Source organism: Streptomyces sp. NPDC045431, from assembly GCF_040646655.1.
GTDB lineage: Bacteria > Actinomycetota > Actinomycetes > Streptomycetales > Streptomycetaceae > Streptomyces.
On sequence record NZ_JBEZAQ010000002.1, the window covers coordinates 234,935 to 250,976 of the forward strand.

The window sequence follows — 16,042 nt, forward strand, 5'->3', positions numbered from 1 at the left end:
CCCATCGGCGCTCGGCTGACGCATCGTCGGCTCGGCGCGTTGATGCCGGAATGTCCAATTCCGTATCACTCGGCCCGTGCGCGCCGACGACCAGGAACGGAGGGGCCTGTGAAGAACCCGGCACCAATTCATGAACACCCCTGCACACGGTGGTAATTCATCGGCGGGACATCGCCCGGAACGCCGTCCGGCCGATTGGCTGAGCGGCGCACCCCCGTGCTTTGATCCATCGCACTGCGGGCCTCCGCACAAAGTGCCGATCTCCCGCAGTGCTTTCGAGTTATCCGTGTGAAGGGAACCTCCGCATGAACCCCCAGATCCAGACCCAGGAAATCTCCGACGCCGACCTCGACAACGTGTCGGGTGGTCTGCACTCCGCCGTGGCCGGCAGCGCCGTGGCCAACGTGACCGCGACGGTCGACTCCATCGCCCCGGTCTCCGGTGTCGCCACCTCCGCCGTCGGTGCCGTCGAGTCCTTCGCCGGCCTCAACTCCTCGGCCCTCACCGGCTTCGTCGCCGGCCTCTGAGACGGCCTGAGTGAGCCCCGGAACTCTCCTGTTCCGGGGCTCACCCCGCTTTTCCTTGTTTCACTCCCTAAACGGACATGTGCAGTCGAGGGAAGAGTTACGTGCAGTTCCGCCAAAAGGCCCTTTCCAAGCTGCAATCACCGGAGGAAATAGACCTGCCGGTGCGTTTCGCGCGCCCGCAGGGACTGCTCGTCCTCACCGTCACCGTGCTCGCCATGATCGCCGCCTCCGTCTGGGCCGTGACCGGTTCCGTCTCCTCCACCCTCTCCGCGCCCGGGATCCTCACCCACGCACAGGGCAGTTACATCCTGCAGAGCCCCGTCTCCGGCCAGGTCGTGGACGTGCGCGCCAAGGAGGGCGAGTACGTCGCCGCCGACGCCCCGCTGGTCGAGGTGCGCACCCCGGAAGGCACCACCGTCGTCCGCGCCATCGCCGCCGGCCGGCTGACGGCTCTCGTCGCCACGATCGGCTCGGTGGTCACCACGGGCGCCGATGTCGCGGCCGTGGAGCGGGCCGGCGAGGAGGACGACCCGCTGATGGCCGTGTTGTACGTCCCCGCCGACCGCGGCGCCGCCGTGCCCGTGGGCGCCTCCGTGGACCTCACCGTCCAGTCCGTACCGGCGCAGCAGTACGGCGTGCTGCGCGGACGGGTGAAGGCGGTCGGACGGACGGCGCAGACCCGCCAGCGCATCACCGCCTTCCTCGGCAGCGGCCAGCTCGGTGAGGAGTTCTCCCGACAGGGCCCGCCGGTCATGGTCCTGGTCCGGTTGGAGCCGTCCTCCTCGACGAAGACCGGGTACGCGTGGTCGACGTCGGACGGGCCCTCGTACCCCCTCGACTCCATGGCCCTGGCCACCGGCTCGGTCCATCTCGCCGAGCAGCACCCGATCGATTGGCTCCTGCCGTGAGCGCCGCGACCGGCGGACGGCGCCGCGCCCAGCCGGCGCCCAAGGCGGGCAGGGGCCCGAAGGCCAAGGCCGTCCGCACGCCCACCGTCCTGCAGATGGAGGCCGTGGAATGCGGCGCCGCCTGCCTCGCCATGGTGCTCGCGCACCACGGGCGGCATGTGCCGCTGGAGGAGCTGCGCATCGCGTGCGGCGTCTCCCGCGACGGCTCGCGGGCCAGCAACGTCCTGAAGGCGGCCCGCAGCTACGGACTGCAGGCCAAGGGCATGCAGATGGAGCCGGCCGCGCTCGCGGAGGTGCGGGCGCCGGCCATCCTCTTCTGGGAGTTCAACCACTACGTCGTCTACGACGGCATGGGGCGCCGGTTCGGCCTGTTCGGGCGCCGGGGCGTCCACATCAACGACCCGGACAAGGGCCGCCGTTTCGTGTCGACGGAGGAGTTCGACACCAGTTTCACCGGGGTGGCCCTGGTCATGGAGCCGGGTGCGTCCTTCCGGCGGGGCGGGCGCAAGCCGGGGGTGTTGCGCGCCATGCCCGCGCGGCTGCGCGGCACGACCGGCACCCTGCTGGCCGCGCTCCTGGCCAGCCTGCTGCTGGTGGCGGTCGGGGCGGCGGTGCCCGCGCTGAGCCGTACGTACATCGACATGTTCCTGATCGGCGGGCAGAGCTCGGTGCTCACACCGCTGTTCGCGTCGATGGCCGCGATGGTGGCGCTCACGGCCGTGCTGACCGGGCTGCAGCAGGCGAACCTGCTACGTGGGCGGATCATCTCCTCCACCCTCAGCAGCGCCCGCTTCCTCCGGCACCTGATGCGGTTGCCGGTGACCTTCTTCGCTCAGCGCAGCCCTGCCGACCTGGTGCAACGGCTCCAGTCCAACGACGCGGTGGCCGAGACGCTCGCGCGTGACCTCGCCGCCGCCGGCGTGGACGGCATCGTGGTGATCCTGTACGCGCTGCTGCTGTGGACGTACGACCCGCAACTGACGGTCGTGGGCGTGGGGATCGCCCTCCTCAATGTGGTGGCGATGCGGATAGTGATCCGGTTGCGCGCGACCCACACCCAGAAGCTGCGCGCCGACAACGCCCGGCTGACGAACACCTCGTACACCGGCCTCCAGTTGATCGAGACCATGAAGGCCACCGGTGGCGAGAACGGCTACTTCCGCCGCTGGGCCGGGCAGCACGCCACCACCCTGGAGGTGCAGCAGCGGCTCGGCGTGCCGAGCGCGGTCCTCGCGGTGGTCGCGCCCACCCTCGCGACGCTCAACAGCGCCCTGATCCTGTGGATCGGCGGCCTGCGTGCGGTGGAGGGCCATATCTCCATCGGCCTGCTGGTCGCCTTCCAGGCGCTGGTCACGCGCTTCACCGCGCCCCTCACCCGGCTCAACGGAGTGGCGGGCCGCATCCAGGACTTCGCGGCCGACGTGGCCCGGCTCAAGGACGTCGAGAACTTCCCCGCGGACACCCTCTACGCGCGCGTGGAGGCGGACACGAGCACCCGGCGCCTCAAGGGGCTGGTGGAGCTGGAGAACATCACCTTCGGTTACAGCCCGCTCGACAAGCCGCTCCTGACCGGTTTCTCGCTGACCGTCGGCCCCGGGCAGCAGGTGGCGCTCGTCGGCGGCTCCGGCAGTGGCAAGTCCACCGTCTCCCGGCTGATCTCCGGCCTGTACGCCCCGTGGGAGGGCACCATCCGCATCGACGGACAGCGCCTGGAGGACATCCCGCGCAGCGCGCTGGCCGCCTCCGTCTCCTTCGTCGACCAGGACGTCTTCCTCTTCGAGGGCACTGTCCGCGACAACGTCGCCCTGTGGGACCCCTCCATACCGGACGAGGCCGTCGTCGCCGCGCTGCGCGACGCCGCCCTGTACGACGACGTCATCGCGCGGCGGCCGGAGGGCATCCACAGCCGCGTCGAACAGGACGGGCGCAACTTCTCGGGCGGTCAGCGGCAGCGGCTGGAGATCGCCCGGGCGCTGGTGCGACGGCCGTCGATCCTCGTCCTCGACGAGGTGACGAGCGCCCTGGACGCGCGCACCGAAGAGGTCATCATCGACAATCTGCGGCGGCGCGGCTGTGCGTGCGTCGTCATCGCCCACCGGCTGTCCACCGTGCGCGACAGCGACGAGATCGTGGTGCTGGACCACGGCACGGTCGTCGAACGCGGCCGCCACGAGGATCTGATCGCCGCCGGTGGCGCGTACGCCGAGCTGGTACGGGAGCGCTGACGTGTCCCTTCACCCTGTCCCCTCCGTCATGGGGGCCGACCCGGTCACCCACGCCCTCGGCGGCCTCGGCACGCCCGTCGACTGCGCCGGGGTGCGCAGTGTGCACCTGGAGGGTCCGTACGTGCTGTGGCTGGTCGTCGGCGGCGGCCTGGACCTCTTCGCGGTCGACGCGGCGCAGCAGGGCAACTGGCACTTCCTGGGCCGGCTGGAGGCCGGCAGCCTGCTCCTCGGCCCGGTCGAGGGCCCGCAGCACACGCTGGTCGGCCGCCCCACCCAGGACTGCGCGCTGCGCCGGATCGCGCTGCGGGAGCTGTACGGCGGCGGCGCGTACGACCCGTACGACCCGTACGACCCGTACGGTGCGCATGCGTACGGGCCGCAGGGTTCGTACGGTGATTCGTACGCTGAACAGACCCCCCTGGAGCAGGCCTTCGCGCTCGGTACCGCCCGAAGTCTGGGCGTGCTGTTCGAGGCCCCACTGGACGGGCGGCCGGCCGCCGAGGAGGGGGAGGCGGTCGCCGACGACGACATGCTCTGGATGCCGGTGCCCCCGGGCAGCGTCCAGTACGGGGCCGCGTACGGCGCGGACGCGGCGGGCGATCTGCTGGTGGACGGCGGCCTGTGGCAGCGGATGGTCAACCAGCAGTACCGGCTGCTGTCGGCCGTGGACCGCTGGATCGAGCAGCTGGAGCGGGCGCACGAGGACCGCGCCGCGGCCGGCATCCGCGCGGGTGAGGCCGTCCGCGCGCGGGCGGACCAGGCGCTGCTGGCGTCCATCGGCGGCACGGACCGCGCCGGGCGGAAGTCCGGCGCGGGGGGCGGCGCGAGCGACGACGCCACGTACGCCGTGTGCCGCCGGGTCGCACGGGCGGCGGGGATCACGCTGGCCGAGGCGGTGCGGAGCGACGGTACGGCCGACGAGCGGATGGGCCCGGTCGAGCGCATCGCGGTCGCGTCCCGGGTCCGTACGCGCGCGGTCCGGCTCGACGGGGACTGGTGGCGCACGGACTCCGGGCCGCTCGTCGGCCACTGGGCCAAGTCGGGGGCGCCTGTGGCGCTGCTGTGGCGGCGCGGCCGGTACGAGGCCGTGAACCCGGCGTCCGGCCTGCGGATCCGGCTGGGCGCGGAGAAGGCGGCCGAGCTGGAGCCGCGTGCCGTGATGTTCTACCGCCCGCTGCCCGACCGGCCGCTGTCGCCCTGGGGGCTGCTGCGGTTCAGCATGCGCGGCACCGTCGGCGACGTACGCAACCTGGCCCTCGCCGGTCTGGTGACCGTGTGTCTGGGGGCGCTGGTGCCGATCGCGACGGGCAAGGTGCTCGGCTCGTACGTCCCGGCCGCCGAGAAGAGCCTGATCGTGCAGGTGTCGCTGGCGATCATGGTCACCAGCGTGGTGTCCGCGGCGTTCATGCTGCTGCAGAACCTGACGCTGCTGCGGATGGAGGGCCGCGTCGAGAGCGTGCTGCAGCCGGCCGTGTGGGACAGGCTGCTGCGGCTGCCGACGCGGTTCTTCACCGAGCGCTCCACGGGTGAGCTGGCGAGCGCCGCCCTGGGCATCAGCGCGATCCGCCGGGTGATGACCGGCGTGGGGCCGGTGGCGCTCCAGGCGACCACGATCGGCGCCATGAACCTGGTGCTGCTGTTCTGCTACAGCGTGCCGCTGGCGCTGGCGGCGGTCGCCATGCTGCTGGTCATCGGGGCGGTCTTCCTGGGGCTCGGGCTGTGGCAGGTGCGCTGGCAGCGGCGGCTGGTGGAGCTCGGCAACAAGCTGAACAACCAGGCCTTCCAGACGCTGCGTGGGCTGCCGAAGCTGCGGGTGGCGGCGGCGGAGAGCTTCGCGTACGCGGCGTGGGCGCGGGAGTTCGCCCGCTCGCGCGAGCTGCAGCAGCGGGCGGGCCGGATCAAGAACATCACCACCGTCCTGGACGCGGTGTACCTGCCGCTCTGCTCGCTCATCATGTTCATGCTGCTGGCGGGCCCGGCGCGGGGCTCGATGTCGGCGGGCGCGTTCCTGACGTTCAGTACGTCCGTGACGATGCTGCTGACGTCGGTGACGCAGCTGACCGGGGCGCTGGTCTCGGCGGCGGCCGCGCTGCCGATGTTCGAACAGATCAAGCCGGTGCTGGACGAGGCCCCGGAGGTGCGCGGCTCCACGGCCCAGCCGGGCATCCTGTCGGGCGCCATCGAGGCCCGCAACGTCTCCTTCCGGTACGCGGACGACGCGCCGCTCGTCCTGGACGACGTGTCGCTCGACATCCGCCCGGGCGAGTTCGTGGCCGTCGTCGGCCCGAGCGGCTGCGGCAAGTCGACCCTGCTGCGCCTGCTCATCGGCTTCGACCGGCCGGCCTCCGGCAGCGTCCTGTACGACGGCCAGGACCTGGCCGCGCTGGACCAGGCGGCGGTGCGCCGCCAGTGCGGGGTCGTCCTGCAGAACGCGCAGCCGCTCACCGGCTCGATCATGGACTGCATCTGCGGCGCGGACACCTTCTCGCAGGAGGAGGTCTGGGCGGCCGCCGAGATGGCGGGCCTCGCCGAGGACATCAAGCGCATGCCGATGGGCCTGCACACGATGATCGCGGGCGGCGGCGCCATCTCGGGCGGTCAGCGCCAGCGGCTGATGATCGCCCAGGCGCTGATCCGCCGCCCGAGGATCCTCTTCTTCGACGAGGCGACCAGCGCCCTCGACAACGAGACACAGCGCATCGTCATCGACTCCACGCGCCGCCTGAACGCCACGCGCCTGGTGATCGCCCACCGGCTGTCCACGGTCATGGACGCCGACCGGGTGATCGTCATGTCGGCCGGCCGCGTCGTGGAACAGGGCTCGCCGGCCGCGCTGCTGGCGACACCCGGGGGCCATTTGCGTGAATTGGTATACCGTCAGATGAGCTGACCGGTCCGCCCTCGAAAGGGTGGGCTTCGGCCCGCCTCGCGCACGGAAGTGAAGGTCGAGGGGAACCCCTGTCTCCGAATCCCGCTCGGACCCACCGGGCGGAGCTCCCTGCGATCCGGAGGAACAGATGCTCAAGAAGGCCCTCGTCTGCGCGGCCCTCGTGGCCGCCGCCACGGCACTCGGTACCGTCCCCGCCGCCGCGTACGGCGACAAGGAGGACAAGGAGGCCTGCGACACCAGCTGCCAGGCCGGCTTCTGGTCCGGCGAGTGGAGCAAGGGAAAGTTCCACCACCTGGAGCACGACAGCGGTGACACCATCACCAGCGGCGGCTTCAAGAAGGGCGAGTTCCTCGGCGCCCGGTGGTAAGTCCGCCCCCGCTGCAGGAAGCCGCCAGGGGCGAGGCACCGCCTCGCGTCTGGCGGCTCCGGGAAACGTCCGGGAAAAGCGGAAGACCCCTGATCGCATCAGGGGTCCCAGCTGGTGTCCGAGGGGGGACTTGAACCCCCACGCCCGATAAAGGGCACTAGCACCTCAAGCTAGCGCGTCTGCCATTCCGCCACCCGGACAAGGTGTCTGCCGTTTCGCGGGGCGTTCCCCGCGGCGACATGGATAACTCTACCAGGGGTTTGAGGTGCCCTTCACCCGCATATCCCGTGGTCAGGCGGGTGGGGCGGCTCGTCGGCGGGGTCGTCGCGGCGACACACACACCGCGTCGCCACGGGTGCACGGAGCGTGCGGATAGCGTGCGGGGCGTGAGCTTTGTGCCGGAACACCGCAGGCCCCGCGTGCTGTCACCGCTGAGGGAGCATCTGCGGGACACCTTCTGGTTCGCGCCGACCGCGGGGCTGGTGTGCGCGTTCGTGCTCTGGGCGGCGGCCGCGACGGCCGACGCCGCGATCGTCGACCTGCTGCGTGAGCGGCGGGCGTACGACGAGATCGGTGACCTCACGGCGATCGCCGAGGACGCGAAGACGATCGTCACGACGGTCAGCCAGGCGATGCTGACCTTCATCGGCGTCGTCTTCAGCATTTCCCTGGTGGCGGTGCAAATGGCCGCCGGGCAGCTCACGCCCCGGGTGGTGCGGATCTTCGTACGGAGCCGGATCAGCAAGCTGACGCTGACGGTGTTCCTGTCGACGTTCCTTTTCTCGCTGCTGGTGATGACCTCGTACGAGAGCGAGGCGGCGCCGGAACGGGTCACGACGGTGCCGCTGGTGCAGTCGGTGGTCACGCTGATGCTGGTGGGGCTCAGTCTGCTGCTCTTCATCGCGTACGTGACGACCACCCTGCGGATGATGCAGGTCGGACCGGTCGTCGACCGGATCACCCGGGAGGCGCTGCGGCTGCTGGACAGGCAGCCGGCCGGGGGGACGGAAGGGGTGGCGCTGCCGCCCGAGACCGGCCGGGTGGCGCACCGGGGGCGGGCCGGGGTGCTGCGGGATGTGGACGTGGCACGGCTGGTGCGGGCCGCGCGGCGGCAGGACGCGGTGCTGCGGCTGATCCCGCGGATCGGGGACCACGTGGTACCGGGTACGCCGATGCTGGGGGTGCACGGCGGGCGGCCGCCGGACGCGGGGATCTTGCGGTCGGCGGTGTCGGTGGGGGTGGACCGGACCTTCCACCAGGACGTGGCGTTCGGGCTGCGGCAGCTGGTGGACATCGCGCTGCGGGCGATGTCGGCGGCGGTGAACGATCCCACGACCGCGGTGCAGTGCCTCGACCGGATCGTGCAGTTCCTGGCGGTCGTCGCGGTGCGGCCGCTGGGGGCCGTGGTGCACCGTGACCGCCGCGGGGCGGTGCGGCTGATCCAGGCCGTGCCGGACTGGGAGGACATGGTCGATCTCGGCTTCGCGGAGCTGAGGGCCTGCGCGGCGGGCAGCCCTCAGGTCACGCGGCGGATGCTGGCCGGTCTCGACGATCTGCTGCTGCTCGTACCGGAGGGGCGACGGGAGCCGCTGCTGCGCCACCGCGCGCTTCTGGAAGAGGCGGTGGCGCGTACGGTGGCGCAGCCCGCCGACCGGGTGTTCGCGCTGGAGCCCGACCGGCAGGGCATCGGATAGCCCGGGATGGCGCCGGGCACGCGGGTCCTCTCGCCTAGCAGTCCTTCTCGCGCAGTGAGTGGAGGTGCGCGCTGGCCTTGCGGGCGAAGGTGAAGGACTCGACCGGGTTGTCGTGTTCCGCCTGCCAGTGGTGGTCGCGGCGGCCGCCGGGAGTGCGGGTGACGGCCGAGATGAAGCGCCGGTAGTCGATGTCCCCGTCCCCGACGTCCACCATCCGGTAGCCGTCGCGGGCGGTGTCGTCGCGTTCGCCGTCCTTGACGTGGAAGAGCGGGTAGCGGTCGGGGTGCCGGAGCACGTAGTCCAGCGGGTCGAAGGGGGCGGGAGTGCCGTCGGCGCGCTTGCCGAAGCGGAAGCGGCCGGCGTACGCCCAGTAGATGTCCATCTCGAGGTAGACGAGGTCGGGGTCGGTTTCGGCGAGCAGGACGTCGTAGAGGCGTACGTCGGGCCGGTCGGTGGCGAAGGAGAACTCCTCGGCGTGGTTGTGCTGGTAGAACTTCATGCCGCGCTTCCTCGCCTCGGCGCCGTAGTGGTTGAACTCCTCGGCGCAGCGCTTCCAGCCGTCGACGGTGGCGCCGTAGCGCCAGGGGCCGGAGGCGGTGCCGATGTGCTTCAGGCCGAGGGCCTGGGCGTCGTCGAGGACCTTGGTGAGGTTCTGCGCGAAGGTGTACGCCGTGGGGTCGGAGGAGTAGTAGCCGACGTGGCTGCCGATGGCGCGCAGGCCATGGTCGCGGGTGAGGCGCCTGAGCTCGGCGAGGGTGAGGGGGCCGGCGGAGCCCTGGGAGTAGCCGGCGTACTCGACCTCGTCGTAACCGTGGCGCCGGAGCTCTTCGAAGACGGGGCCGAAGCCGAGGGTGGAGACCTTGTCGCGCAGTGAGTAGAGCTGGATGCCGAGGCGGCCGGGCGGAAGGACGGGCCGGCCGTGGCCGCGGCCGGTGGCTTCCGCGGCCGACGCGGTGGCGGTGGTGGGGCCGAGGAGGGCGGCGGCGGTGGCGCCGGCGGTGACGCCGAGCATGCCGCGTCTGCTGAGGCGGTGGGCGAGCTCGGGATCGGTGCTGCTGGTCGTGCGGGGCATGTGGATAACTCCTCGTTGTCAGTGGTGTGTGCTTCAGTGCAGACCAGCGAGTTGAAGCAGCAGGGACTTCACATCGGTGGCCGCGACGCGGCCGGGCAGGGCTCGGGGGGTGGAGCAGATGATGAGTGGACCGTTGTCCCCGTCGTCACCGTCGTCACCGTCGTCGCTCGTGGGGAGGCGGCCGTGGCTGCCGCGAATAGGTGAGGGGTCGAGGGGCACGACCGCCAGGCGGTAGCGCATGCCCAGCTTCTTGCGGGCGATCGCCGTCGCGGCCTTGAGCCGTACGTACGGGTCGAGGGGGTCCATGAACAGCTCGGCGGGGTCGTAGCCGGGTTTGCGGTGGATGTCGACGAGCCGGGCGAAGTCGGGGGCGCGGGTGTCGTCGAGCCAGTAGTAGTACGTGAACCAGGCGTCGGGTTCGGCGATGGCGACGAGCTCGCCGGAGCGCGGGTGGTCGAGGCCGTGGGCCTTCTTCCCTTCGTCGTCGAGCAGCCGGTCGAGGCCGGGGAGGCCGGCGAGGGCCTCCCGGGTGGCGTCGAGGTCCTCCGGGCGGCGTACGTAGACGTGGGCGAGTTGGTGGTCCGCGACGGCGAAGGCCCGGGAGGCCATGGGGTCGAGGTACTCCATGCCGTCCTGGGTGTGGACCTCCAGCAGACCGGCGCGGCGCAGGGCGCGGTTGATGTCGACGGGCCGGGTCACGCGGGTGATGCCGTACTCGGAGAGGGCGACGACGGTACGGCCTTCGGCCCGGGCGTCGTCGAGGAGGGGGGCCATGACCGTGTCGAGGTCGGTGGCGGCCTGGTGGGAGCGCGGGTCGTCGGGGCCGTAGCGCTGGAGGTCGTAGTCGAGGTGCGGGAGGTAGCAGAGGGCGAGGTCGGGGGTGCGGGTGCGGAGGATGTGACGGGTGGCGTCGGTGATCCACTGGCTGGAGACGATGTCGGCGCCGGGACCCCAGAAGTGGAAGAGGGGGAAGGTGCCGAATTTCTCGGTCAGTTCGTCGTGCAGGGCGGGTGGCCGGGTGTAGCAGTCGGGTTCCTTGCGGCCGTCGGCGTAGTAGATGGGGCGGGGGGTGAGGGTGATGTCGGTGTCCGCGCCCATGGCGTACCACCAGCAGATGTTGGCGACGGTGTAGCCGGGGTGGGCGCGGCGTGCGGCGTCCCAGAGCTTGTCGCCGGAGACGAGCCGGTTGTGCTGGCGCCACAGCAGGACGTCGCCGAGTTCGCGGAAGTACCAGCCGTTGCCGACGATGCCGTGTTCGGAGGGGAGGGTTCCGGTGAGGAAGGTGGACTGGGCGGTGCAGGTGACGGCGGGCAGGACGGTTTCGAGGGGCGCGTGGGAGCCGGTGCGGGCGAGCCGCTTGAGGCGCGGCATGTGGTCGAGGAGTTGGGGGGTGAGGCCGACGACGTCCAGGACCAGAAGGGGGGTGGGGTGTGTCATGGGAGTTCCTTGAGGCCGAGGTCGGTGAGGAGGTCACGGGCCAGGGTCAGCTCGGCGGCGATGCCGTCCGCGAGCCGGCTGCGGGTGCGGGGCCGCAGCTCGGGCGGCAGGGCCTGCCAGGTGTAGGTCTCGACCTCCAGGTGGCGGGTGTGCGGGACCGGGCCTCCGACGAGCCGGGCCAGGGCTCCTTGGAGTACGGGGAGCGTGGAGGTGAGCGGCGGGGCGGGCGGGCTGTGCAGGGGGACGTGGAAGTGGGCGCGCCAGGGGGCGCCGTCGGGGAGCGCGTCGGCGGCGAGCGCCTCGGTGAGGTCGTCGGTGCCGCGCAGGCCGGCGGCGGTCCGGGTGCGCGTCTGGTGGAGAAAGCGGGGCTCGGCGAAGGCCGCGAGTGCCTCGCGTACTTCGGGGAGGTGGGGGTGCTCGGCGTGCAGGGCGGCCGAGAGCTGGGCCTTGGGGATGGCGATGCCTGCCGCGACGAGGGCGTCCAGGGCGGTGTGCGGGTCTTCGAAGGAGGTGGCGAGATGGCAGGTGTCGACGCAGACGCCGATGCGGGGGCTGGATACGCCGGTGAGCGGGCCGATCGCGTCGGCGGTGGTCTCGATGGTGCAGCCGGGCTCGGGTTCGAGGCCGACGCGCAGGGATTTGCCGGTGAGTTCCTCGAGGGCGTCCAGGCGTTCGGCGAGAGTGGTGAGCGCGGCGCGGGCGGTGTCGGCGGCGGCGGTGTCGAAGGCGGTGCGCCAGGCGATCGGCAGGGTGGAGACGGAGCCCTCGGTGACGTCGTCGGGGAGGAGTGCCGCGAGGAGGCGGGCCAGGTCGGTGGTGTGGGCCAGGCGTTCGGGCCGGGTCCAGTCGGGTTGGTAGACGCGGTACTTGACCTCCTGGGCGCCGAAGCCCTCGTACGGGAAGCCGTTGAGGGTGACGACCTCCAGGCCGCGCCGGTCGAGTTCGGTGCGCAGGCCGCGGAGGGCGGCGGGGTCGGCGGTCAGCGCGTGGGCGGCGTCCTTGGCCAGCCAGAGACCGATGCCGAGGCGGTCGCGGCCAAGGCGTCTGCGGACGGGTTCGCAGTGGTCCCGCAGTTGGGCGAGGACTCCGTCGAGGGTCTCGGCGGGGTGGACGTTGGTGCAGTAGGCGAGGTGGATGGTGGAGCCGTCCGGGTGGCGGAAGCGCATGGCCGGCTCCTCTCATTCCCCGCCGCGGAGGATCGAGTTGCCCTCGTGGAGGGGGCCCGGAGAAGGGAGGTCGAGGTGGAGGCGTCCGCTGAGACCGTAGAAGGCGACGGGGTTGCGCCACAGGACCCGGTCGACGTCGTCGGGCGTGAATCCGGCGGCGAGCATGGCATCGCCGACCTTGCGGGTCTTGAGCGGGTCGCTCCTGCCCCAGTCGGCGGCCGAGTTCACGAGGATGCGCTCGGTGCCGTACGCCTTGAGGATCGCGACCATCCGCTCCTCGTCCATCTTGGTGTCGGGGTAGATGGAGAAGCCGAGCCAGGCGCCGCTGGAGGCGGCCTCTTTCACGGTGGTCTCGTTGAGGTGGTCGAGCAGGACCCGCTCCGGGGGGAGGTGGGACTCGCGGACGACGTCGAGGGTGCGGCGCAGTCCGGCCAGTTTGTCGCGGTGCGGGGTGTGGACGAGGGCGGGCAGGCCGTGGTCGGCGGCGAGCTGGAGCTGGGCGGCGAGGGCGGTGTCCTCTGCGGGGGTCATGGAGTCGTAGCCGATCTCGCCGACGGCGACGACGGAGTCCTTGACGAGATAGCGCGGCAGCGCGTCGAGGACGGGTGTGCAACGGGGATCGTTGGCCTCCTTGGGGTTGAGGGCGAGGGTGCAGTGGTGGGCGATGCCGTACTGGGCTGCACGGAAGGGCTCCCAGCCGAGCAGCGCGTCGAAGTAGTCGAAGAACGTGGCGGGCGAAGTGCGGGGCTGACCGAGCCAGAACGAGGGTTCGACGAGGGCGCGGACCCCGGCGTCGTACATCGCCTGGTAGTCGTCCGTGGTGCGGGAGGTCATGTGGATGTGCGGGTCGAAGATGCGCATCAGGACTCCTCCGGGGGGACGGTCACGGCGAGGGCGCGGTGGAGGTCGGCGGTGACGGGGCGGCCCGCGGCGGTGCGTTCGGCGGCGTAGTCGGTGAGCATCCGGGCCAGTTCGGCGTCGCCGCGGGCGCGCTCGGGCAGGCCGGCGACGGCGTCGAGCGGGACGCCGGTGAAGAGGCACTTGAGGACGGCGTGGCGCCAGGAGTGCGGGTCGAGGTGGGCGGCGGCGTACGGGCCGACGGCGGCGGCGACCAGCCGGGTGTCGTTGGTGCGCAGGGCGTCCTCGACCAGGGGCAGCGCCTCCGGTCCGGGGACCAGCGAAGGGAGGGCGAGCAGGACGGCGCGCCGCTCGGCGGCGGTGCCGTGGTGGTAGAGGCGGGTGAGGGTGCCCGTGTCGGCGCGGGCCTCGTGGAGGAGGAGGGTGCGTACGGAGTCGGCGTGGTCCTGGCCGCAGTGGCGGCCGGCGGAGGCGAACCGCATCTCCCAGGAGGGCGGTCCGCCGGCGGCACCGCGGTCCGGTGCGGTGGGGGCGGAAGCGGCGGCGTGGGCGGCTTCGGCGAGGGCCTCGTCCAGCCAGGCGCGGGCGGCGCCGCCGAGCCGGCCGTCCAGTTCCTTGCGGATCGGCGTCACGGTGCCGGCGCTCCCTTCGTGAGGAACTCGATGGACGCACGGGCGAGTTCGGGTCCCGCGTGGGAGTGGCGTGGCAGTTCGACGACGGTCAGGCCCTGGTAGCCGGTGGCGGTGAGGGCCGCCAGGACGGGCGGGAAGTCGATCTCGCCCTCGCCGAACGGCAGGTGCTCGTGGACGCCGCGTCGCATGTCCTCGATCTGGACGTGGTGCAGCCAGGGTGCGGCGGCGCGGACGCAGTCGGCGGGTGGTGCGGGTTCCAGGCACTGGCAGTGGCCGATGTCGAGGGTGAGGCCGAGGAGGTGGGGAGCGGGGTCGCCGAGGATGCGGCGCAGGTGGTGGAAGTCGTCGAGGGTGGCGAGGAGGTGACCGGGTTCGGGTTCGACGGCGAGGGGGACACCGGCGGTGGCCGCGGCGTCCAGGACGGGGGCGAGTGCCTCTTCGAGCCGCTTCCACGCGGTGGCGGGGGACGTGCCGTCGGGGGTGGTGCCGCTGAAGCAGTGCACGGCGTGGGCGCCGAGGTCCGCGGCGATCCGCACGGCCCGCAGCAGCAGCCGGGCGCGGGCGGCGCGCCCGTCCGGGTCGGGGTCCAGCAGGGACGGGCCGTGCTTGCGGCGGGGATCCAGGACGTAGCGGGCGCCGGTCTCGACGGTGACGCCCAGGCCGAGTTCGCCCAGGCGGCGGGCGACGCGGTCGGTGCGGGCGGCGAGGTCCGGAGCGAGGGGGTCGAGGTGCATGTGGTCGAGGGTCAGCCCGACGCCGTCGTACCCGAGGTCGGCGAGCAGGGCGAGGGCGTCGTCGAGACGGAGGTCGGTGAGGCCGTTGGTGCCGTAGCCGAAGCGGAGGCTTGTGGGAGCGGGGGTGGCGGTCATGTGGGGCTCACCTTGCGTGCGAGCGCCCGGGCGAGCGGGGCGAGCCCCATGAGGGCGAGCCCGGCGCCGAGGGCACCGCCGCGTGCGGCGAGCGCGGCCTGCAGCGGAATCATGGCGCGGATGCCGCCGCCGACGGCGCGTTGGGTGAGGTGTGGGGAGGGGTGGAGCGCGGCGTGGAGGAAGGGCACGCCGGCGGTGCGGGCATAGGCCGCGGCGCCGAGTACGGCGGCGAGTGCGGCGGCGCGCCCCGCCGTCCCCCGGTCCGCGGACCAGGGGACGGCCGCCGTGCCGTCGCCCGCCGCGCGGCGCCCTGACGGAGCCGGATCCGGGACCTCCCGCGGTACCGGGACCTCCCGCCGTACCCGTACCTTCTGCGGTACCGGGACCTCCCGCCGTAGCCGTCCTTCCCGCCGTAGCCGAGCCTCCTCCGGCACAGGTGCCTTCCGTGGCACCAGGGCCCGAACCCCCCGCGTAGCCGGAGTCCGCACCGCACGTGCCGCGAGGGCGCCTGCCGCGCTGCGCGCCGAGGTCCTCGACGCGCCGCCTGCTTCGGGGGGCCGTGTCCGCATCCGCCCGGTGCCTTCGGGGACAGGCGGCCGCGGCCGGGTGCGGGCGCCCCGGGCCAACAGGGCGGCCAGGGCCGTGGTGGCCGCGAGGGCGGCGAGGGGGGCCGTCGTCGAGCCGCCGTGGGCCTCGTGGCGGGAGACCGCCGTCACCGCGTAGGTGTGCGCCCCCAGCACGGCGGCCGACGGCAGGGCGACCCGCGCCGCCCGGGCCGCCGCCCAGCCCGACACCCGCGCCGCCCGGGCCACCGCCTGACCCGGCGCCGGGGCGGCGGGGCCTGCCGTGGCCGTCGCGCCGAGGAGGAGGTCCAGGGCGCGGGCCGCCGCCATGGTGGCGGGGGCCGCGGGGGTGTGCTTGAGGTGGAGGTCGTACGACCAGACCGCCACCGCCAGGGCCGACGCCACCGCGAGGGGCGCGCGGCCCGCGCGGGCGGCGAGGGCCAGGCCCGTGGCGGTCAGCGCGGCGGAGGCGGCCAGGGCCGCGCGCGGGGTGACGCGCCCCGAGGGGAGCGGCCGGTGCGGGCGGTCGAGGGCGTCCTCGTCCCGGTCGGCCCAGTCGTTGAGGGCCATGCCCGCCTCGTACAGGCACAGCGAGGCGCCGACCGCGAGCGCGGTGCGCCGGTTCGGCCGCAGGCCCGCCGCCGTGGCGCCGGCGAGCGCGTCGCCCGGCACGCTGAAGAGCGCGGAGACACGCAGGAGTTCCGCCCATGCCCGCAGCCGCGGCCTGCGGCGGTCCGGCGTGCCGAAGCTGCGGACCAGCAGGGTGCGGCCCCGCCCCGGTGCCACCGGCCCCGCCCCCTGTCCCTCCGCGCCCCGTCCCCCCGCGCCCTGTCC

At 72.8% G+C, this 16,042-nt stretch carries 13 protein-coding genes and 1 tRNA gene; 6 read left to right on the plus strand and 8 right to left on the minus strand.

What is annotated here, in order from left to right; all coding sequences use genetic code 11:
* The first annotated feature begins 305 nt into the window (after positions 1–305).
* The 5 genes from AB0A69_RS05435 (at position 306) to AB0A69_RS05455 (ending at position 6,917) form a co-directional block, all read left to right on the plus strand.
* Complete coding sequence (locus tag AB0A69_RS05435) at positions 306–527, plus strand: type A2 lantipeptide (protein ID WP_361415603.1); 222 nt, start codon at positions 306–308, stop codon at positions 525–527.
* 101 nt (positions 528–628) lie between these two features.
* On the plus strand, positions 629–1,435 hold the full coding sequence (locus tag AB0A69_RS05440; protein WP_361415605.1) for an HlyD family efflux transporter periplasmic adaptor subunit: 807 nt from the start codon (positions 629–631) through the stop codon (positions 1,433–1,435).
* Positions 1,432–3,660, plus strand: coding sequence for an NHLP family bacteriocin export ABC transporter peptidase/permease/ATPase subunit (locus AB0A69_RS05445; protein WP_361415607.1), 2,229 nt, complete (start codon positions 1,432–1,434; stop codon positions 3,658–3,660). Before AB0A69_RS05440 ends, AB0A69_RS05445 begins: the two co-directional genes overlap by 4 nt.
* Positions 3,661–3,688: 28 nt before the next feature.
* Complete coding sequence (locus AB0A69_RS05450; protein WP_361416802.1) at positions 3,689–6,550, plus strand: NHLP bacteriocin export ABC transporter permease/ATPase subunit; 2,862 nt, start codon at positions 3,689–3,691, stop codon at positions 6,548–6,550.
* Positions 6,551–6,677: 127 nt separating this feature from the next.
* Positions 6,678–6,917, plus strand: coding sequence for a hypothetical protein (locus AB0A69_RS05455; protein WP_361415609.1), 240 nt, complete (start codon positions 6,678–6,680; stop codon positions 6,915–6,917).
* Positions 6,918–7,029: 112 nt separating this feature from the next.
* On the opposite strand, the gene AB0A69_RS05460 is transcribed toward AB0A69_RS05455, so the two are convergent.
* Positions 7,030–7,117: transfer RNA gene (locus tag AB0A69_RS05460), tRNA-Leu, on the minus strand.
* Between the two features lie 195 nt (positions 7,118–7,312).
* Between AB0A69_RS05460 and AB0A69_RS05465 the strand changes: the two genes are divergently transcribed.
* On the plus strand, positions 7,313–8,611 hold the full coding sequence (locus AB0A69_RS05465; RefSeq protein ID WP_361416805.1) for a DUF2254 domain-containing protein: 1,299 nt from the start codon (positions 7,313–7,315) through the stop codon (positions 8,609–8,611).
* A 34-nt stretch (positions 8,612–8,645) separates the two neighbouring features.
* Here the strand turns inward: AB0A69_RS05465 and AB0A69_RS05470 are convergent, their stop codons facing one another.
* From AB0A69_RS05470 to AB0A69_RS05500, 7 genes are read right to left on the minus strand one after another with little or no spacing between them, the layout of a single operon-like run.
* Positions 8,646–9,683, minus strand: a complete 1,038-nt coding sequence (locus AB0A69_RS05470; RefSeq protein ID WP_361415611.1) for a sugar phosphate isomerase/epimerase — start codon at positions 9,681–9,683, stop codon at positions 8,646–8,648.
* A 33-nt stretch (positions 9,684–9,716) separates the two neighbouring features.
* Complete coding sequence (locus AB0A69_RS05475) at positions 9,717–11,120, minus strand: nucleotide pyrophosphatase/phosphodiesterase family protein (protein ID WP_361415613.1); 1,404 nt, start codon at positions 11,118–11,120, stop codon at positions 9,717–9,719.
* Positions 11,117–12,286 carry a metabolite traffic protein EboE gene (gene eboE, locus AB0A69_RS05480; protein ID WP_361415615.1) on the minus strand — a complete coding sequence of 390 codons (1,170 nt, stop codon included), beginning with the start codon at positions 12,284–12,286 and terminating at the stop codon, positions 11,117–11,119. Before eboE ends, AB0A69_RS05475 begins: the two co-directional genes overlap by 4 nt.
* A gap of 12 nt (positions 12,287–12,298) precedes the next feature.
* Complete coding sequence (locus tag AB0A69_RS05485) at positions 12,299–13,147, minus strand: TatD family hydrolase (protein WP_361415617.1); 849 nt, start codon at positions 13,145–13,147, stop codon at positions 12,299–12,301.
* Complete coding sequence (locus AB0A69_RS05490) at positions 13,147–13,776, minus strand: EboA domain-containing protein (RefSeq protein ID WP_361415619.1); 630 nt, start codon at positions 13,774–13,776, stop codon at positions 13,147–13,149. Before AB0A69_RS05490 ends, AB0A69_RS05485 begins: the two co-directional genes overlap by 1 nt.
* Complete coding sequence (locus tag AB0A69_RS05495) at positions 13,773–14,645, minus strand: sugar phosphate isomerase/epimerase family protein (protein ID WP_361415621.1); 873 nt, start codon at positions 14,643–14,645, stop codon at positions 13,773–13,775. Before AB0A69_RS05495 ends, AB0A69_RS05490 begins: the two co-directional genes overlap by 4 nt.
* Positions 14,642–15,994: an SCO3242 family prenyltransferase gene (locus AB0A69_RS05500; RefSeq protein ID WP_361415623.1), complete on the minus strand. Its 1,353-nt coding sequence runs from the start codon at positions 15,992–15,994 to the stop codon at positions 14,642–14,644. Before AB0A69_RS05500 ends, AB0A69_RS05495 begins: the two co-directional genes overlap by 4 nt.
* Positions 15,995–16,042: the final 48 nt, after the last annotated feature.